Origin of the sequence: Dehalobacter sp. DCA, from assembly GCF_000305775.1 — a bacterium.
Lineage (GTDB): Bacteria > Bacillota > Desulfitobacteriia > Desulfitobacteriales > Syntrophobotulaceae > Dehalobacter > Dehalobacter alkaniphilus.
This window is the reverse complement of sequence record NC_018866.1, coordinates 473,445-491,720: the sequence shown is the minus strand read 5'-3', so window position 1 is coordinate 491,720 and position 18,276 is coordinate 473,445. Positions and strand designations below refer to the sequence as shown.

Annotated in this window: 20 protein-coding genes; 5 read left to right on the top strand and 15 right to left on the bottom strand. The window is 44.4% G+C overall.

Annotated elements, in window-relative coordinates:
* Positions 1–117 precede the first annotated feature (117 nt).
* From DHBDCA_RS02435 to DHBDCA_RS02425, 4 genes are all read right to left on the bottom strand, one after another.
* Positions 118–1,722: an IS1182 family transposase gene (locus DHBDCA_RS02435; protein WP_015042568.1), complete on the bottom strand. Its 1,605-nt coding sequence runs from the start codon at positions 1,720–1,722 to the stop codon at positions 118–120.
* A 372-nt stretch (positions 1,723–2,094) separates the two neighbouring features.
* Positions 2,095–2,475, bottom strand: coding sequence for a mediterrocin family bacteriocin (locus tag DHBDCA_RS14810; protein ID WP_081580498.1), 381 nt, complete (start codon positions 2,473–2,475; stop codon positions 2,095–2,097).
* A gap of 306 nt (positions 2,476–2,781) precedes the next feature.
* The gene (locus DHBDCA_RS02430; protein ID WP_015042567.1) at positions 2,782–3,480 is read right to left on the bottom strand and encodes a LuxR C-terminal-related transcriptional regulator; all 699 of its coding nucleotides are present in this window, start codon (positions 3,478–3,480) and stop codon (positions 2,782–2,784) included.
* Positions 3,481–3,884: 404 nt separating this feature from the next.
* A complete protein-coding gene (locus DHBDCA_RS02425; protein WP_015042566.1) occupies positions 3,885–5,039 on the bottom strand; it encodes a transglutaminase-like domain-containing protein in 1,155 nt (384 codons plus the stop codon).
* 295 nt (positions 5,040–5,334) lie between these two features.
* Here DHBDCA_RS02425 and DHBDCA_RS02420 point away from each other — a divergent pair, with 295 nt between their 5' ends.
* Positions 5,335–6,249 carry a DUF3102 domain-containing protein gene (locus DHBDCA_RS02420; protein ID WP_015042565.1) on the top strand — a complete coding sequence of 305 codons (915 nt, stop codon included), beginning with the start codon at positions 5,335–5,337 and terminating at the stop codon, positions 6,247–6,249.
* Between the two features lie 118 nt (positions 6,250–6,367).
* On the opposite strand, the gene DHBDCA_RS02415 is transcribed toward DHBDCA_RS02420, so the two are convergent.
* From DHBDCA_RS02415 to DHBDCA_RS02405, 3 genes are all read right to left on the bottom strand, one after another.
* Entirely contained in the window at positions 6,368–7,084 is a 717-nt protein-coding gene (locus tag DHBDCA_RS02415; protein WP_015042564.1) for a GNAT family N-acetyltransferase, read from the bottom strand.
* Positions 7,081–7,548, bottom strand: a complete 468-nt coding sequence (locus tag DHBDCA_RS02410) for a GNAT family N-acetyltransferase (protein WP_015042563.1) — start codon at positions 7,546–7,548, stop codon at positions 7,081–7,083. Before DHBDCA_RS02410 ends, DHBDCA_RS02415 begins: the two co-directional genes overlap by 4 nt.
* A 516-nt stretch (positions 7,549–8,064) precedes the next feature.
* Positions 8,065–8,337 carry a hypothetical protein gene (locus DHBDCA_RS02405; protein WP_015042562.1) on the bottom strand — a complete coding sequence of 91 codons (273 nt, stop codon included), beginning with the start codon at positions 8,335–8,337 and terminating at the stop codon, positions 8,065–8,067.
* A 180-nt stretch (positions 8,338–8,517) separates the two neighbouring features.
* Between DHBDCA_RS02405 and DHBDCA_RS02400 the strand changes: the two genes are divergently transcribed.
* Positions 8,518–9,006: a hypothetical protein gene (locus DHBDCA_RS02400; protein WP_015042561.1), complete on the top strand. Its 489-nt coding sequence runs from the start codon at positions 8,518–8,520 to the stop codon at positions 9,004–9,006.
* 8 nt (positions 9,007–9,014) lie between these two features.
* Here the strand turns inward: DHBDCA_RS02400 and DHBDCA_RS02395 are convergent, their stop codons facing one another.
* Genes DHBDCA_RS02395 through spoVAC form a run of 4 tightly spaced genes read right to left on the bottom strand, consistent with a single transcriptional unit; the run spans position 9,015 to position 12,422 of the window.
* Entirely contained in the window at positions 9,015–10,538 is a 1,524-nt protein-coding gene (locus tag DHBDCA_RS02395; protein ID WP_015042560.1) for a spore germination protein, read from the bottom strand.
* A gap of 4 nt (positions 10,539–10,542) precedes the next feature.
* The gene (gene spoVAE, locus DHBDCA_RS02390; RefSeq protein ID WP_015042559.1) at positions 10,543–10,905 is read right to left on the bottom strand and encodes a stage V sporulation protein AE; all 363 of its coding nucleotides are present in this window, start codon (positions 10,903–10,905) and stop codon (positions 10,543–10,545) included.
* Between the two features lie 13 nt (positions 10,906–10,918).
* The gene (spoVAD, locus tag DHBDCA_RS02385) at positions 10,919–11,929 is read right to left on the bottom strand and encodes a stage V sporulation protein AD (RefSeq protein WP_015042558.1); all 1,011 of its coding nucleotides are present in this window, start codon (positions 11,927–11,929) and stop codon (positions 10,919–10,921) included.
* A 22-nt stretch (positions 11,930–11,951) separates the two neighbouring features.
* The gene (gene spoVAC / locus DHBDCA_RS02380) at positions 11,952–12,422 is read right to left on the bottom strand and encodes a stage V sporulation protein AC (RefSeq protein ID WP_015042557.1); all 471 of its coding nucleotides are present in this window, start codon (positions 12,420–12,422) and stop codon (positions 11,952–11,954) included.
* 191 nt (positions 12,423–12,613) lie between these two features.
* Between spoVAC and DHBDCA_RS02375 the strand changes: the two genes are divergently transcribed.
* The 3 genes from DHBDCA_RS02375 to sigF are packed head-to-tail and all read left to right on the top strand — an operon-like array spanning position 12,614 to position 14,196.
* Positions 12,614–12,931, top strand: a complete 318-nt coding sequence (locus DHBDCA_RS02375) for an STAS domain-containing protein (RefSeq protein ID WP_015042556.1) — start codon at positions 12,614–12,616, stop codon at positions 12,929–12,931.
* Between the two features lie 30 nt (positions 12,932–12,961).
* A complete protein-coding gene (spoIIAB, locus tag DHBDCA_RS02370) occupies positions 12,962–13,399 on the top strand; it encodes an anti-sigma F factor (protein WP_015042555.1) in 438 nt (145 codons plus the stop codon).
* 14 nt (positions 13,400–13,413) lie between these two features.
* Positions 13,414–14,196 (top strand): RNA polymerase sporulation sigma factor SigF, encoded by a 783-nt coding sequence (gene sigF, locus DHBDCA_RS02365; RefSeq protein WP_015042554.1) that lies wholly within the window; start codon positions 13,414–13,416, stop codon positions 14,194–14,196.
* A 95-nt stretch (positions 14,197–14,291) separates the two neighbouring features.
* On the opposite strand, the gene DHBDCA_RS02360 is transcribed toward sigF, so the two are convergent.
* The 4 genes from DHBDCA_RS02360 to DHBDCA_RS02345 form a co-directional block, all read right to left on the bottom strand.
* Positions 14,292–15,464 carry a D-alanyl-D-alanine carboxypeptidase family protein gene (locus tag DHBDCA_RS02360; protein WP_015042553.1) on the bottom strand — a complete coding sequence of 391 codons (1,173 nt, stop codon included), beginning with the start codon at positions 15,462–15,464 and terminating at the stop codon, positions 14,292–14,294.
* A 110-nt stretch (positions 15,465–15,574) separates the two neighbouring features.
* A complete protein-coding gene (locus DHBDCA_RS02355) occupies positions 15,575–16,063 on the bottom strand; it encodes a CoA-binding protein (protein ID WP_015042552.1) in 489 nt (162 codons plus the stop codon).
* Positions 16,064–16,310: 247 nt separating this feature from the next.
* Complete coding sequence (locus DHBDCA_RS02350) at positions 16,311–16,547, bottom strand: NimC/NimA family protein (protein ID WP_015042551.1); 237 nt, start codon at positions 16,545–16,547, stop codon at positions 16,311–16,313.
* 137 nt (positions 16,548–16,684) lie between these two features.
* Positions 16,685–17,986 (bottom strand): pyrimidine-nucleoside phosphorylase, encoded by a 1,302-nt coding sequence (locus DHBDCA_RS02345; RefSeq protein ID WP_021315567.1) that lies wholly within the window; start codon positions 17,984–17,986, stop codon positions 16,685–16,687.
* Positions 17,987–18,276 lie beyond the last annotated feature (290 nt).

Genomic DNA, 18,276 nt, shown 5'->3' with positions numbered 1-18,276 from the left:
AACCAAACCTTTAAACTCACTTATATTATATCGAAAGTACATGGGGGCGTAACGAAACTTTAGGTTTCGGTTGCGCCCCCTCACTTTTTATGGTGAATTTTTTTAAAATTTAGTTTCCTATCCAGTGATCAACGCCATTTTTCTCATATTATGAGCGATGCAATGTAATCCCCACTCAATTTTAACCTTTTCTAGCCCTTTTAACAGGAATCTTCGCATACCGTGATTCCCTTTAATGTCTCCAAAGACGCTTTCAACCTCGACCGGCCTCAAGCTCCTCATGCGCAAACCTTCTTCTGAACACAAATTCCTGCGGGCCTGTTCTTTATAGGCATTCAGTTTGCGATTGACATATATTCTTCTGTTAGCGTATGGATCGGATGACTTCACGCACTGGTTCCGATGAGGACACCCGGAACAATTCAGGCATTCATAGATTCGGATCAAACTCCTATAGCCATTGTCACTTTTTTGGTGCCGCTCGTATAAGAAAATGAGTGTTCTCCCATAACCGCAGATATATTCATCATTTTCATGGTCATAGGTGAAGTTCTGTGGTTTCGTTATGTCTTCTTTCCATTTCTTACTGGCTTCTTTGTGGAAGGTATTATATTTGACATAAGACACAAGCTTTTTCTCCTGCAGATAGTCGTAATTTTCTTCGCTGCCATAGCCGGCATCGGCAATAATATTCTTTGGTAATTCCCCATGCAGGAGCGTTTTTAATTCTTCCAGGTGATCCTTCATACAGCTGGTATCGCCCGGTCTCTGATGAACACTGTAACCGACCACAAACTGGTTCTCCGTCCCGATCTGGACATTGTAACCTGGCTTTAACTGACCGTTTTTCATATGGTCTTCTTTCATTCGCATAAAGGTGGCATCGTGATCTGTCTTGGAGTAACTGTTTCTTTCTTCCAGGATCAGTTCTTGCTGTTCATATTTCTGCATTCTTGGCAGATAATCTTTCGTAAGGGTGTTTCTTGTTTTCTTTAACTTTTTGGTTTCAGCATCTACTGTCTCTTCTTCCGATTTCTTAGCCAGTCTCTCGTCAATTTTCCTTACGGCTTCTTCAATAGCCTCTGAGTCAATGGGCTTGCCATTGCCTAGCTCTTCTAAATCACTGTCGCCGTATTCCGCATTTTCTTCTTCATTGATCTGATCGATTTCTTTAAATAATTCCCGGCATTTCTCCCTTAACGCTTCTTTATAGCGCTTCGTGGATTTGCCCCATACCCAACTGTATTTATTGGCATTGGCCTCAATTTTTGTCCCGTCTAAAAAATAATTTTCCAGCTTGATGTATTTTTCTTTGACTAAGAGTTCAATAACTTCAGCAAATACTTCTAGAATAACCTCTTTCATCCGTTCACTCCGGAAGCGGTTAACTGACATGAAATCCGGCTGATTGCCGCCGCACAGCCACATATACATAATATTTTCACGGGCCGCTTTTGCTATCCGGCGGCATGAAAAAACCCTGTCCGTATACGCATAAACCAATAACTTGGTCATCATGACAGGGTGAAAGCTGGAACGGCCGCCTCCAGGATATTTGGCAAACAAGGGTTCGAGATTCATGCGATCGATAGCACGATTCACAACTCGGACGACATGGTTTTGAGGAATCAGGCTGTCGATGCTTAACGGCAGTGTTTGTTGTTCCTGCACATAAGGTTTAAATACTTTCTTGGTATGTACTTTCTGCCCTTTCTTAGACATTCAAATACCTCCAAATATGGCAATATTTATATCCATAGACATTATACCACATTCACGTCAAAATATCTCCCTATATCTGCTGATTTCTTCAAATATTGCAGACTTGCACAGATTCACAAGCGGACGTTAGTGGCAGCAGCGTTAAAAAACAGAAATCCGCAGCGTTAAAACATGCCAACGGTTAACTTGCAGTAAACAGCGGGGTTTTGGCATGTTAGCGAGGGTTTCTGTTTTTAGCTGCGAGAACGGGGGAGCGGTGGACTGTGCGAGTCTGCACTACCCCAAAAAGAAAAGACGCCATTTTTTTAAATTGACGTCTTTCGCTTGGGGCTAAGTTGTGATACAGCCCCATGTATTATTCAAATATTAAGCTTATTGTGCAATACTATAATAATTCACTGTGGTTCCGGAATGTTGTACTTCAAGATTCGAGTCTTCTCTTGCAACTACCATGGGTCCATTATGAGTCCCACTTCCGTTTTTAATTCTAGCGCAATGTATGCTTCCATCACTATAAGAATACGCAACATCTTCATTAATCAAGAAAGTATTAAATCCATAATCCAGTCTTTCCGTAGATCCTAAATAGGACTTTGTTGCATAATCCGTCCAAGCAGTAATGAAATAACTTGATCCTGATCTACTCGCATTTACAAGAGTCGATTCTGCATATGATGCAACAGGAAGTGCAAGGGATAAACACAGAGATAAAGCAAGTAATACGGTTAATTTTTTTCTACTTTTTGTTTTCATGTGAACACCAATCCTTTCATCCTCTTTTTATAGTATCTGATGAGAGATCCTTTTAACGTAGACGGAGATCTTATATGGGCCATAGCCTGTCCACCTCCCTTTGTGACATAAACCTTTGGGAAGTAACATTAATCTCATAATTTCAGAGTTAATTTCTAAACAGGTCTTTTTTTCACTTTAATTGGCTTGCATTTTGATTTGAGATTAATGTTATTACAATTTACATTTTGTAATAATTTCCACATAATGTAAACCGTATTTACTACAGGTAATCCTTAACAAAACTCTATTTCAGATTGCCGAATATTACATTATTCCACGCCTTATTTCTTTATAATTCAATACTGCTTCCAACCGAGATTTAACTCCAAGCATTTCCAAAATGTTGCTAACATGATACTCCACCGTACGTTTAGAAATTCCCAAACTTGCGGCAATTTCCTTATTTCTTAAACCTTTTGTAATTAGAACGAGGATTTCAGATTCCCTCTCTGTCAGAACTTCTTGCCAATCCTTCACATTTAAAGAAGCATCATGAAACAAAAATGGATCGGGATCATTCATTCTACTCCGTAAATGTGCAGCAATTGGTTTTAAATAAACCGAAAGGTTTTGGGATTGATACACCTCTCCCTTAATTGCTTTTCTGATGGCTGTAACTATTTCGTTTTTTGTACAGTCTTTTAAGAGAAATCCTGCTAACCCTTGAACAAAAGATACTTCTATAAATTCCTCTGGGCTTTGTCCGGTAAGGATAATAATCTTTGTGTCAGGAAATTCTTTATTAATCCCGTCCATTATGTCGACACTGCAAACATCTGACAAATTGATATCCAACAACACAACATCCGGATAAGCTTTTTTTGCTATTTTAAGACAATCCGCTGTATTTAGTGCGATACCCACAACTTCAATATCTGATTCCTGCAATAATAGCGAGGCCATCCGTTCAGCAAAAAGTGTCTGCCCATCTGCAATCAAAACCTTGATTTTGGGACGTTTCACTATTGTATCCTCCTAAAGAACCGTAAATAAACTCAAAAAATAATGTATTAGAATTGTGTTTTTTATTCACTTTATTTAATAGACAAGCTAAGGCAACTTTTGCAACACTTTCTGTAGAATAAATATCCCCATTCGTCAATAATTACTTACTGCGCTTTCTCTGTAAAATCCAAAATTTGTTGTAATCATTTTACAAATATGGTCTTTAATAATGTAAAAAAGATGACTCCTGAATTCAGAAATCATCTGATGATTGACTGATTGTTACTTTCCGGCCTGTTAATTCAGTTGTCGTTGGTATAATGCCTACAGTTACTCAACATCCTTTTGATTCCGGTCAGTATAACCGGTTGCGTTCCGGCGAGAACGGGGTTTGAGGCAGCACTCACACACTTCACACGTAGTTACCACTCCCCTTGCACTTCCGCATCCCGATGGTCAACACTGAAATCCGGTTTGTCAAAATAATTGTTTACCGTTCCGAAAGTAGCGTCAACATTAGCCCACCTGTCCTCTTCCGGTAGATAAACCTGATTCCAGGCATGATCGCCCCAGCTTGATCCGCTGTATCCCAGACCGGTAACCAGTCGGACCTTCAGGTCGACCGCCCGGCACATGGAGACATAGAGACACGCGTAATCGAAACAGACACCTCTGCGGGTATTGAATGCCATGACCGAACCCGAATTCATTCCGCTTAAATCTTTACTGAGCTGAGCGGCTTTCTGCTCATCATAGGTTATATTCCGGGTGATCCATTGGTAGATGAAATAGGCTTTTTGACGGTTGTTCTGCGCATCACCTGCCACCCGGCGTGCGACGGCGTCGATTTGCGGATCTGATTGAACGGCTTCATCCAGGGTTACCCCATTAAAATAGGTAATTACCCACCCCTTACTCTTCGTGGGGTCGGAAACCGCATTTTGCCTGAAATAGTCATTGACCAGCACCGGTATCTTTTGTGCAAGATTGGAGTTCAGGACGGGAGAAACGGCATTTTTGTAGATAAACTGATAACCGCCCGAATCATTCATCATCCGGGTCAAAGGCTGGGAAGGAAAATAATAGGCATAGAAATTCAGTAGCAGCACGGAAATAAAGACCATTACGGCAGCCCGGGGTAGCTGGACCAAAGCCCCAATTATACGTCTCAACCCGCTGCCGGCGAGAATTAACAGCTTATACAAACCATTAGCCAGAGGACTTAATACAGCATTATAAACCGGACGGGTAATAAATCCGATCAGACCGCTGAGCAGCGAAGCGATCAGCGGGACGGCGACCATGTATATCAGTACATCCTTACCGGCCAGCAGTACCCGGATCTGATCGGGAATCTCATGATAGATCCGGGTAAATATGCCGTAATTATGCTGGAAGAAAATCCCCCGGGTCAGATAAATCGCAAGAAAAAGCACCAATATAAACGCTAAGCCATCGCCCAATGACCGTAAGGATAATTGGATTTTTTTACGGGAAAATTCCGTAAAAGCCCCTATGAGTATGGGCAGCGCAAATATTGCAATCAAAATCAGTGTCAGAAAGTCTGCGTTAAACATGAAATACTCCTTCAACATTGCTTAGATTCCAAATTTTGATAAAACATTTTGCTTTCCTGCCTGGTTATATGATTATTCTTCCCATGGGCTGCATCATGTAGTCTTTTAAAAATCAGCCAAATTAACGGCGGCCACAAGGCCGCCGTTAATTATTATTTTACTTCAATAACCGAAGAATTTGTACGCGCATACAAATTCTTCAAATTCAGAGATTTTGCCGTATGGAAGATTCACATCAAAAGGCTTGTCAACATATCATACGGGGAAAGGGAATAACCGGGGAGGACCGTTAATCATGAAGGTAAACCATATCACAGATATAAGTGTAAGAACACCGGATATTATCGCTGGTGAAATAGTGGCAATCAAAGAGCAAACAAAAAAAATCCTGCTCGTCAGCGCCGTGGAAATTGGACGTCGTCTTATGGAGGCCAAGGAAAAGATCCCTTATGGCGAATTTGTCGCATGGTTGGAGAATGCCGTGGAGTATTCGGAGAGCACGGCCTATAAACTCATGCGCATAGCTGAAGCGTACGGGCCCGATCTGTCCGGCACCGCCGACTCGGGCACCACCGCCCCCGGCGTCAGCGAGAAAATAGAGCCGTTTGCTAAGCTGGGCTATACCCAGGCGTTCCTCCTCCTGGGGATCCCGGCAGAGGAACGTGAGGAATTCATTACCCAATTTGATCTTGAGAACATGGCCGTCCGCGAGCTGCAGCAGGCGGTCAATGACAGGAAACAGGCCCTCGCTGAGAAAGAAGCGCTGCAGAAAGACCGTGACGCCCAAAAGAGCACCATCTCCAAATTATCCAATGAGCTTGGCCAGGCGAAAAAAGAAGCCACGGATAACCTGCAAGCCGTATGGGCCGAGCAGGGAAATGTTTTGAAGCTGCAGCGGAAGCTTGACGTACTTGAAAATGAAAATGCGACGGCCAAGCGCATCACCGAGATAGAACTTGAAAGTAAGATCTTAAAGCTCAACCTGTCCATGACCCAGGCAGACGCCCGCTTCGTTCTGATAGCCAAAGGATTCGACGAACTGTTTATCGCTATGAGCGAAATGGCCGCAGCGGACCCGAATGCTTTCAAGCTTTATTTAATTCATACCAACCAGTTTATATCAAAAATGTCGAAGAAGTTAAAGCGAATTGAGAAAGCTGTTCCCGCTGCTCCCGAAGTTCCGGCAACTCCTAAAGCTCCCGCCCCATGAGCGCTCTTAAGAAAGCTGTCGGTCGGTGGGATTGTCCCCCGATTGGCAGCTTTATTTCTTAAAACAACAGCACACTGTTAGACGGCGATGTTTTTTATCTTGCCTAAAGAAAAATATCCTACTTTATTAGAAGATACATATAATAGCCAATAAATTCTCTTGTTAAGGAGTATAAATCACGTAGTTCAAAGGTTCTTGCATGAGCAGAATAAACCTTATTAATACCAACCTTGTGCATTGCTAATGTTGTTCGGGTTATATGGTAGTACTGGGTAATAACCATTGCACTTTGAAAATTATTCCGATTCATAATAACCTTAGAATTCTTAGCGGTCATAAATGTATCAACACCATGGCTGTCTTCAATGATCACATTTTCAGGTATTCCTGCTTTTACCAAGTAATTTTTCATTACTTTGGCTTCGTCAAACCCTTCCTTACCTGTGCCTCCACTGACAATGATATATTGAAAGTATTTGTCTTTATAGAGTTCTGCGGCTTTATCTAATCTACCCTGCAATCTTTGTGACGGAGTTCCATCCAATTCAACCTTATTTCCTAAAACGATCCCAACATCACACTGACCCAGGTTATCGGCTAATCCATCAATCGTGATCAAAATAGTATGTGACAGAAACCATAGTAGACCGGCAATTATTATTACTTTAAAAAACCTCTTCAGCATCACTTTATAGCAGCCTTCTCCCTGCCCGATTTCCAGTGCTTCTTTCAGCAACCTTGTACCGTACCCTTTATTGCGATAACCCTCGTGCGTAACGACATTTTCGATCAATCCATACGGCTTTGCTCCCCTTGTCAGATTATTAACAATCACAAGGACACCATCATCTTCATGGGTACAAATGTTATTCCATCCTTCGTAGTTTGTTGTCCTGTTACTTCAAACCCAAGTTTTTTATATATTTCAACTGCATATGGCGACGAATTTACACTTATCTCGCCAATCTCTGATTTTTTCTGAACACACTTCTTTAAAGCTTCTGAAAAAAGGGCTTTGGCAATTCCCCTGCCGTGATATGCTTTATTAACAAAAAGCAGGCTGATATGACTATGGTCCCTCATCGCTATGACACCTACAAGTTCTTCGCCGTCAAAACAGCCTGATATAAAAAATCTTCCGCCTTCCAGTAATATTTTAAGTTCTTTCGGCTGTATGAATTTTCTAAATGTATCAATCCCCTCCTGAGAATAGCCAGGCGCGACATATTGTGAAAAAACAATCCATATAAGGCTTGAAGCCTCGGCTAAATTATCGGTTTTTAATTCTCTGTACTCCATACGATCCTCCTGTTTAATCCTTTATTGCATAAAACCCTTCCATACTGATATTTCATTGACATGGTCAGGTATATTATTCAAAGTATCTTGTAAGCAAGCCGCGTTGTTTCTGATTTCCATCTCTGTTTCTTTAACCTGCTTCCTTATTAATAATTGGTTAAATAACCCAAGGTTATAACTGGAAATTTATTTCTAATATAACATGGTGCGTGACCAACTTCCATGTTTTTTATAATCATTTGGTTTGTTTATAAAAATTTTCTATCTTTAACCCAAATCTTACTCAATAATACAAAAAAGATGCTTTTGAATCTGGCATCTCCTTGACGGCAGGCCATATTTCTAAAAAGCATCTATAATAATAAATTAACTCTCAAATCAGTAACTGTAAGCAATCCCGGATTGAAAGCATTAGTGGTAATCTGTTTTCATATAAATCGCCTTTCATTGCAGTACGTAGACAGGCACAGGCAAGCCCTGATCATTAGGGCTTCGTACTATATTACTTTTCCCCGTCTAATTCCCGTCTAACTCACGGTTAATTCTCTCCTCTATCTCCTGATCGGTCAGATCATATTCGTCCATCAATTCCCTGGCTCTCTGTCTTTGTTCATAATAATAGGTACGTTTTCTCCGCCTGAGTTCTGAGATATCACTGTCCCCCCCACCAGTCCAGTCACCGTTCCGCCGGCCTCTGATCGCTTTAAAGAAAAAATAAGACAGTGACGCGGTGACGACCAGCATCAAAAGCGCCATCAGCGGACTTCCAAAACCAAAACCTATGATCACAATTAATTACCCCCCATATATTGCCATTTATGTAGCACAATGGTATTTTATTTCGTATAATACCTTAGCATTATTAACTTTTTATATTCTTTCTTAATCATAACTAATCATATCATATTTTTGTTGAGTTTTAATGCCTCCAAATCAGGTATCCGGTACGAATAAATTTAGGAGATCAACATGAGCAATATGTTGTTTACCAACCATATGTCTTTGGTCCCAGCTGCAAACGATCCGCGTTATTTTTCTATGGCCAGAGAGAATTACGGTAATCCCCGGACAGTTTCATACCCGTATTCCCGCACAGGACAGACAGGACAGCCAAGGGCCGTACTTCCGACGGCATTTTTACCTGGTACCGTTCTACCGGCTGCAAATCTGCCTGGTACACTCCTGCCGGGACCGGTTCTGCGAAGTCCTGTTCTCCCCTCTTCTATTCTTCCAGGTTCTTATCAAAACGGCTATCCGGTGCCTGCCGCCCAACAGGTGACTGTCTCTGCAAATAATCTGAATAAGATCCTAATCGCCATTTTACTTCTTGTTTCCCTGGACTTGGTGTTTGTACGGCCGGGCCGCTCTTTGCCATCCGTGGCCGTCGCCGCTCTTTGCCGTCCATGGCATCGCGGCACTAGGCCATCCGTGGCCGTCGCCGAGCCTTGTCTTTCGTGACCATCCGTCTAGGGATTTGTTCTTTCTTTAGGCTGTTTTTCCTTCGTTTGTTTATCCTTAGGCTGCCTGATTCGGTCCTTCGGTTTGAAGATGCTCGGTCTAAGGTTGTTAATCGGGACCGGATTACGTATCAGGATTGTGGACAGCGCCTTGATATCCATTGGAATTAACGGCCAGAGATACGGTACACCAAAGGAATTGGTCCGCAGCAGAACAAATAAAACAAGCAAGACGCCTGCTCCAAATCCCCAGAAATTAAACAGCCCGGCAGCCAGGACAAGGAATAGGCGGACAAGCCTGTTCGCCTGAGCCAGTTCATAACTTGGTGTCGCAAATGTCCCGACTGCCGCAATGGCGGTATACATCACAACCTCCGGTGTAAACAGCCCAACCTGTATAGCCACATCACCCATCATGAACACCGCGATTAAACCCAGGGCTGTAGCCAGAGGCGAAGGGGTATGAATCGCCGCCATCCTCAGCATATCGATTGACAATTCTCCCATTAGCACCTGAAACAACAAAGGAATTCTAGCCGGTTTTTGCACTCCAATAAACTGAAGTCCTTCGGGAAGCAGCTGAGGATTCAAAGCTGCAGCGAGCCAAAGCGGGGTAAGAAATACGGACAGAAATATCGCGATAAACCTGACCCACCGCAAATACATACCCACAACCGGTTCTTGGCGGTATTCTTCCGCATGCTGGACATGATGCCAGAACGTACAAGGTGCGATAATAATACTTGGAGAAGTGTCGACCATCACAATAACATTGCCTTCAAGCAGATGTATTGCTGCTACATCAGGCCTTTCTGTGTACCTGACTCTTGGAAACGGATTCCAGAATTTACTGCCGAGGATGAACTCTTCAACCGTTTTTTCCGCCATGGGTATACCGTCAATTTTTATATTTTTAATTTCTTTTTCAATATACTCCACCATTTTGGGATTCGTTATATCTTCAATATAAGCAATGCAAACATCCGTCTTGGAGCGGCTGCCTGCTTTCACGAGCTTCATCCGCAGGCCTGGATCACGCAGCCGGCGGCGGATTAAAATTGTATTAAAAACCAGTGTCTCCGTGAACCCATCGCGTGAACCCCTTGTTACTCGCTCAATATCCGGTTCCTGTGGCATGCGGCCCGGATAAGTCCTTAGATCTACAATGATAGCCTGCGTTCTTCCCTCAATCAGTATCGCCATTGTTCCGGATAACAGAAAGTAGATGACTTCATCCATGGCTTCGACTTCCGAAACCTGCAGGTCAACTATTTTGGACTTTACAAGCTTGTCTACCGCATTCACGGCGAGTTCCACACGTTCGATCTTCGAAAGCACTTCCAGAATCATATTGCTGGCAGGTCTGCTGATCATTCCATTGACGGAATAGATTGCAATCTTTTTGCCGCCGATGTTCATTTCCCGAAGTACAATGTCAAAGCTTTCAGGTACGCCGAGTTTTTGATTCAAATAAGTGACGTTTTCCTGATAGTTTTTGGAAATGCTCATTGTCGTTTCTGCTGTTGAGCTCATATCATCAACCTTTCGGATTAAATACAATTGCTGTCAGATAGCCGAACAAAACCGCAACGGCAATTCCTGTTGCACCGGTCTGAACACCGCCGGCCAGAACCCCAAGTATGCCACCGCTTTGTGCTCCTTCGATCGCACCTTTGACCAGCGTATATCCAAAACCGGAAAGCGGCACGGTTGCACCGGCACCTCCGATTTTGACCAGAGGTTCATAAAGCCCTAGTCCGCCAAGAATAACTCCGCCGGTCACGTACCCGACCAGCACATGTGCCGGCGTGATTTTGGCTTTCGTCAGGTCCATCAGCAGCTGTCCGCCGACGCACAGAAGTCCGCCAACCAGAAAAGCAGGTAGAATGTTATTCAGCATCAAAAGACCTCCCTTAACTCATTTCAATCGACACGGCATGACCAATGGCCGGCATGGATTCACCCTGTTGAGATGATACAGAACTATGAAGGCTTCCGCTTCCGACAAATAAGATTTTTTGCAGTTCACGACTTTTCAATTTATTCAGGAGATGCCCTGTCAGCACGACCGCGGAACAGCCGCACCCGCTCCCGCCGGCATGCGTATCCTGTTTGCTGCTGTAAATCATCACCCCGCAATCCGCGAAGTTATTGGACAGCTGCAGGCCGCTTCGTTTCAAAACCTCAAGCAAAAGTTGAAGACCTACCATCCCAAGATCTCCGGTAATAATCATGTCATAGTAATCCGGCTGACGGCTGAGGTCCTGAAAATGATTCAGGATGGTGTCGGCAACAGCAGGCGCCATGGCCGCACCCATATTATTGGTATCGGTCTCACCGTAGTCTAAGACCCGGCCAATCGTTGCACTTGTGATTTTAGGGCCTTCTCCTTGATCAGCCAGAAGGATGCTGCCTGCTCCGGTTACCGTCCACTGGGCATACATTGCTCTCTGGTTGCCCTGCTCATTTGGAAAACGGTATTGTCTCTCTGCCGTCTCATGATGACTGGATGCACTGCAAAGTACTTTAGACGCGAACCCACCGTCGATCAGCATTGCACCAAGGGCCGTGGAAAGCGCCATCGTCGAGCAGGCGCCATAGAGGCCGATAAACGGAAGACCGATTTGTCTGGCAGCATAGTTCGACGAAATAATCTGGTTCAGCAGATCCCCCGCCAGGTTATAATCCACAGAATCCAACAGGACATTTGCTTTGGCTGCAGCTTTCGTCATGGAAGTCTCCAGCATTTTCATCTCCGTTTTCTCCCATGTCTTTTCATGCGCATAACTGTCTTTTAAGACCATGTCAAAAGTATCTTTTAGCGGCCCCTGTCCTTCCTTAGGTCCGACAACGTTATACCCGGCCAGAATAACCGGCGGCTGACCAAATACAACCGTCTGGTTGCCTACTCTTTTGAAATTCAAAATGTTTTTCTCCTTTCGGTAATTATCTGATCCATAAATAGATCAAGCCGACAATGATTGAACTTGTAATCCCATAAACCAAAACTGGTCCGGCAATCGTAAAGAGCTTCCCGCCTACACCGAACACATAGCCTTCTCTCTTATATTCAAGTGCCGGTGAAACCATCGAATTCGCAAAACCGGTCACGGGAATGATCCCTCCGGCTCCCCCGTATTTGACAATCGTGTCATAAACACCGAGACCGGTCAAAATAGCCCCTATTATTATCAGCGTTGCTGTTCCGGCTGTCTGAGCAGCTGTCTTAGCCAGCCCGAGGTAATTCATGTAAAAATTGACAATCATCTGACCAAAGCTGCAGATGATTCCGCCAACAACAAATGCTGACAGTACATTTTTCAAAACCGTTGGTTTTGGCGAAAACTTTTCTGTTAATTGTTTATATTCCTCCTGGGTCACCGCAACGGATGGAGGACGGAGTTTTGATTCCGACAATGATTTTCACCCCTTTTTTTGATTAATAATTCCCGATTTTTCGCTAAGAAATTCAGGTATTGTCAATTGTTTTATTTGTTTATCAACTTTATACCAGAATCAGTCAATAATTTCAGAACCAAGCACGAAGGAAATATTTGGGTGATGTCGAAGATAGATTTAACGACTTGTAATATAGGAGCGTGGCATCAATGAATAAAAGAATTGAACGACAAACCCTGCATTTATATCTTGAGGGCGAACTAGATATGAAGAATGCCAGTGAGCTAAAAAGCGTGATTGATCTGGATATAGAGAAAAAAGGAGTCAGGACGGTGATCCTGCATCTGGATGATCTCCATTTCATTGACAGTTCCGGTCTAGGGGTTATTTTGGGACGATATAAAAAACTGCTTCCTCTCGAAGGAAAACTTAAAATTGCCAATGCTCCGCCGCATATTTACCGGATCATGGAACTGTCGGGGCTTCCCAAAATTATAGAATTTTTACCAAAAGAACCTGCCGTATAAATGAATTTAGAGTTGAAAGGAGAATAATCAATGGAAGTCAATAAAATAATCCTGACATTCTCGAGTCTGCCGCAGAATGTAACAATCGCCCGCATGTTGGCCTCTTCGCTTGGAGCCCAAATGGATTTGGCCTTAAGCGAGCTTGAAGAACTGAAGGTCGCTGTCTCTGAAGCCGTTTCCAACGCAATTATCCATGGTTACAGCAATGCACCTGATCAGTTTGTCACGTTAGAGCTGGAGGCAGATGAAACGAAAATTTCCATACAAGTAACCGATAACGGCTGCGGTATCCCCGATGTGAATCAGGCCATGCAAGCTTCTTATTCTACGGACCCTGACAGAATGGGACTTGGTTTTATCTTTATGCAGTCCTTCATGGATGAACTGCGGGTTGAATCTGAAGTTAACAAAGGAACCAAAGTATTGATGGTGAAATACTTAAGCCACAACCGTCCGTCCTCTCATTAAGAGGGGGTGTGAAGATGATTCAACGACTTTCAGATATGAACCTGCCCCGTTTTCCCCTGCTCTCCGACCAAGAATTGATGGAGCTTTTACACAAAGCCCAAAATGGCGACATCGATGCCCGGGAGCGTTTGGTCAATTGTAATCTGAAGCTCATTTTTAATATGATCCAGCGTTTTTCCCACAGGGGATATGATCTGGAGGATCTCTTTCAGATTGGCACCATTGGTCTCATCAAAGCCATCGATAAATTTGATTTCTCGTACGGTGTTAAATTTTCCACGTACGCCGTACCGATGATCATTGGAGAAATCCGAAGATTTTTGAGAGATGACCATCCTATTAAAGTCCCACGTTCTTATAAAGAGCTGGTTTACAAAATCAACCGTTCCCGGGAAAAGCTTTCCTCGGAATTAAATAGAGAACCCACGCTGAACGAGATTGCCGAAGATATCGGCACCCCGAGCGAAGATATCATACTCGCCATCGAAGCAGTGCAAAGCCCGTCGTCGATACATGATACGCTTTATCAGGACGATTCTGATCCTATTTATGTTATTGATCAAATTCCGCTGGAGAAGGATACCGATCCGGGATGGTTTGAAAAAATTGCCCTGCAGGAAGTTCTCGATAAACTGCCCGGAAGGGAAAAAGAGGTTCTGTATCAGCGATTCTTTGAGGACAGAACGCAAAATGAAATTGCTAAAGTCATGAACCTCTCCCAAGTCCAGATTTCCAGGATCGAACGCGCGGCCTTACTCCATTTAAAGCAGATTCTGAACGACAGTCCTTACGAGTAGATCGCTTTGTAAATCCCGTTAACAACAAAGATAAAGTGGCTTTGCTCGGATTAGTCTGAAGATAATGGAAGCAACGTTACTTTGGAATCGCGCTACTAGTTGGCATAGATCGGCGGGGTCATACTGTAGGACTGCCGGACCGTACGCTTGAACATCTCCAGCAGTCCTGCTTTTCCAACTGCTTCTCCAGCTACAAGCTTTATGCTGTCTGCTTCTTTCTGACCGCAATAAATGATCATCTCTCCGAGCTGCTGTCCCTTGGCAATTGGTGCGGATACCGGGTTTGCAAAATACCTGGTTTCAATCCGGCATTCTTTCTCCTTCCCTTTTTCAACACACAAGCCGACAGCTTCCTGACTGACAAGGTCAACTGTTTGCAGCTTCCCTTTATGAACAATGACTTCTCCCTGCTTGGAACCGGCAGGGGCAAATTCTTTATAAACATAATTGGCAAAACCATAATTGTACATCTTCATAGACTCCTGAAAATGGCCTCTGACCTGCGGGACTCCCATGACAACACAGATCAGTCTCAGGCCATCTCTTTTTACGGTTGAGGCCAAGCAGTATTTTGCTTCCTGCGTCCAGCCGGTCTTAAATCCATCGGTTCCCTCATACCACCATAAAAGTTTATTGGTGTTCCACAATTTAAAATCCCCGTTGCGCAGTTCATATTCCTTCATGGATGTCAGCTGTGATACCAGCTGGTATTTGAGTGCTTCCCTGCCTAAAATCGCCAAATCATAGGCACTCGTGTAATGCCCTTCAGCCGGCAGTCCGTATGCATTGGCAAAATGGGTATTCTTAAGTCCTAATTCCTTGGCCTTTCTGTTCATCGAATCCACGAATTCCTCATGGGTTCCGAAGATATGTTCCGCAACAGCCACGCAGGCATCATTTGCCGACCCTACTGCGATCGAGATCAAAAGTTCTTTCAGGGTGAACTTCTCTCCTGGTTCAAGATATATTTGCGATCCGCCGAGAGAAGCGGCATTCTCACTCGCCGTCACCGTGTCGGTCAGTTTGACTTTGCCCTCTTCGACAGCTTCTGCTGCCAGCAGCATTGTCATCAGCTTCGTAACGCTTGCCGGAGGCAGTTCCTTGTGAGCATTCTTTTCATAAAGAATTTTGCCCGTTGCCGCATCCATAAGAATGGCACTTTCAGCAGATGTCTCAATATTTGCAGCCTTTACCGGCGCCGCAATCCATCCGAGCAAACATGCCGCGGCCAGAACCACTGTCAGCATCCGTAAACAAAATTTAGGCATACTAAAACCTCCCAAGCTAAATTGTGTTTGTTGTTTTAGTATGCCCTTATAAAATTAAATCATGTTATGTTTCCAATATTCTTCAGATTGGATTAACTCCTCAGATTGAATTAACTCCTCTGATACTTTCCCGGTACTTTACTAACCTTCCAGCCGTGCCAATAACAAGGATTCAGATACGCAAATGGTCTTGGATAGATTTTATGTTTCAAAACGCAACCGCGAACCACTTCGATTTCATTCTCCACACACGCTGCGTCAAGTTCAGGCGTCCAATTCTGTTCCTGAAACCAGATTGCTTTGGCCTCGCATTCCACAGTTTTCCTGACAATGTCCTGAATCAGCTCCGCCCTAAGGCACGGAACCACAACATCAACTCTGCCCTGAAGTGCGCTTAAATCCGGATAAACCCTGCTCCCTTCAAATGTTTTTAGATCCGGAGCAACCAGGTAGACCCTGCAGCCAAAGTACTTAAGACAATGGGCTGCTTTCCAAGCATGCTTATGCTTCAGAAAACGGTCAGAACTGGCATAGACAGCATACCGCATACTTGTATCCAGACTGCCGGAAAACGCATAGATCGTCTTGGCTTCTTTCATCGGTTTCACTCCAGTCAGCGTCAGTATCGGGTTAGACCCCACGCATGAGCGTAATGTTTACAAATGTTTGATCAACAGGTATGTAAAGAACCGTTAAATAGCTGTATTTAAGAATAGTCTATGAGATGAGCATCTAAAAATTGCCTGAAGACACAAAAAGACCTGAACCTTTTGCAGTTCAAGTCTTTATTTCGTCTAAGTCTTGTTTCGTTTAAGTCATATTAGTTTTTAGGTGATATTGGATTTCTCAGAACGTGATCTCCAGCGGGTCTGCGGTAAAGGAATAAATCGCTGCTGTGGCTTGCGTAAAGTACAGAACCTCACAAAGGCCGTCATCGCACTTGTACATATTTCTTAAACTCGGATTGGTTTCGAACATCGCTTCACGTGCTTCAGGGCGCGGATCAACGGCAACTTCCCCGACGAGACGGATCCATTTGTCTCCAACCATTCCGGAAATTTCAACTTTCGGGTTCTTAAGCAATTGTGCAAAGACATTTTTTTGATTATTGGTTCTCTTAGTAAGATCGGCCAGGAATTTATTCCGGTATTAGAGCAGTTTGAGATTTTCGGCAATAAGTTCATCGCCCAGATGTCCGAATATAAAATATAACGGTCTTTTTAGCGGATCACTGTCGAAACCGTCGGTTTAAGCAGTGGCCTTTCTTCGCCAATTGTAATCGCCTCTGCAGCCTTTACTAATCCAAGCGAACTTTTTTCGGCAGAAGAAGTATACAGCATGCATAATGGCTCACCGGCTTGCACTGCGTCACCGGCCTTTTTCAACAGATAAACGCCTGCTCCAAGGTCAATTTCACTGTCTTTGTTTTCCCGGCCGGCTCCAAGAACCATGGCCAGAAGTCCAATCTTCCGGGCATCAATATGCTGAATATAACCTGCTCTTTCGGCTTTATAAATGATTTTTTCTGAAGCCAGGGGCAGGTTTTTGGCATGCAGCACGGCCGTATCGCCTCCCTGGGCTTGAATAAACGCCAAAAACTTCTCCCAGGCCCTGCCGCTCTGCAGTGTATCTTTCAGTATCTCTGCAGCTTCCGTGATTGTAGCGGCTTTCTTCCCGAGTACAAGCATCCAGCTTGCCAGTTCCAAACACACTTCCATTAAATCATCAGGTCCGTTCCCCTGCAGACACTCAATCGCCTCGAGAACTTCAATACCATTGCCGACGGCCCTCCCGAGCGGCTGATCCATACTGCTCAGTACCGCCACCATATCTCTGCCCAGATTTTTACCGATCCCGGCCATGATTTCCGCCAGTGTTTCAGCTTCTTCCAAAGTCGCCATAAAGGCACCCGAGCCGTATTTTACATCCAGCACAATTCCGTGGGCGCCCGCAGCAATTTTTTTGCTCATGATCGAAGAAGCGATCATCGGAATCGAATCGATGGTTGCCGTAACATCCCGTAAGGCATAGAGTTTTTTATCTGCTGGAACCATCCTTCCGGTCTGAGCGATAACCGCTAAGCCGATCCTGCCGACCTGCTGCAGGAATTCCCGCTCCCCTAACTCGACCCGGAATCCGGGAATAGCGGAAAGCTTGTCGATGGTTCCCCCGGTGTGTCCGAGTCCTCTACCGGACATCTTGGCAACCGGAACGCCGCAGGCCGCCACCAGCGGAGCAACAACCAGCGTAGTCTTGTCCCCGACACCTCCGGAACTATGCTTATCGACAAATACTTTCCCCGGAAGGGACAGTTCAAGCTGGTCTCCGCTCTCCGCCATCGCCATGGTCAGCTCCGATGTCTCCTGGACCGTCATCCCCTTAAAATAGACCGCCATCGCCCAGGCCGAGACCTGGTAGTCCGGTATGATTCCCTGAACATAACCCTGAACGATAAACCTGATCTCCTCCCGCGTCAGCGGATAGCCGCTCTTCTTCTTTTCAATCAGCTCAACCATTCTCATCATATTTATCCGCCACTTTCTATTAACAATAGTTTTGCTTGGGTTGGTCAGGGTGCCACAGCTTCGCTTTTCGGCAGATAGCGCCCTCCTGGCGCTAACAGCCGCGCTGCGCTGTCCGTGCTCCGCTTTTCGCGGAGCTGTGGCACCCTGACTAATTATAAGTCCAAGTCTATTCTGCATGTCATGATGTAAGAAGCGTTTTACCATGGCATTGTTGCAAGCATTTCAATACGAAAGCGACAGCCCTACATCCACAGATGAACAAGGCTCACAGTTAATAGATGAGGCTT

Bases quoted from the DNA above. Each gene is read 5' to 3' on its own strand.
- spoIIAB (WP_015042555.1), top strand. From the start codon at position 12,962: ATGGAAGTCAATAAAATAATCCTGACATTCTCGAGTCTGCCGCAGAAT.
- DHBDCA_RS02400 (WP_015042561.1), top strand. From the start codon at position 8,518: ATGAGCAATATGTTGTTTACCAACCATATGTCTTTGGTCCCAGCTGCA.
- DHBDCA_RS14810 (WP_081580498.1), bottom strand. From the start codon at position 2,475: ATGAAAACAAAAAGTAGAAAAAAATTAACCGTATTACTTGCTTTATCT.
- DHBDCA_RS02420 (WP_015042565.1), top strand. From the start codon at position 5,335: ATGAAGGTAAACCATATCACAGATATAAGTGTAAGAACACCGGATATT.
- spoVAE (WP_015042559.1), bottom strand. From the start codon at position 10,905: ATGCTGAATAACATTCTACCTGCTTTTCTGGTTGGCGGACTTCTGTGC.
- DHBDCA_RS02345 (WP_021315567.1), bottom strand. From the start codon at position 17,986: ATGAGAATGGTTGAGCTGATTGAAAAGAAGAAGAGCGGCTATCCGCTG.
- DHBDCA_RS02375 (WP_015042556.1), top strand. From the start codon at position 12,614: ATGAATAAAAGAATTGAACGACAAACCCTGCATTTATATCTTGAGGGC.
- sigF (WP_015042554.1), top strand. From the start codon at position 13,414: ATGATTCAACGACTTTCAGATATGAACCTGCCCCGTTTTCCCCTGCTC.
- DHBDCA_RS02395 (WP_015042560.1), bottom strand. From the start codon at position 10,538: ATGAGCTCAACAGCAGAAACGACAATGAGCATTTCCAAAAACTATCAG.
- DHBDCA_RS02435 (WP_015042568.1), bottom strand. From the start codon at position 1,722: ATGTCTAAGAAAGGGCAGAAAGTACATACCAAGAAAGTATTTAAACCT.
- DHBDCA_RS02360 (WP_015042553.1), bottom strand. From the start codon at position 15,464: ATGCCTAAATTTTGTTTACGGATGCTGACAGTGGTTCTGGCCGCGGCA.
- DHBDCA_RS02410 (WP_015042563.1), bottom strand. From the start codon at position 7,548: ATGGAGTACAGAGAATTAAAAACCGATAATTTAGCCGAGGCTTCAAGC.
- DHBDCA_RS02355 (WP_015042552.1), bottom strand. From the start codon at position 16,063: ATGAAAGAAGCCAAGACGATCTATGCGTTTTCCGGCAGTCTGGATACA.
- DHBDCA_RS02425 (WP_015042566.1), bottom strand. From the start codon at position 5,039: ATGTTTAACGCAGACTTTCTGACACTGATTTTGATTGCAATATTTGCG.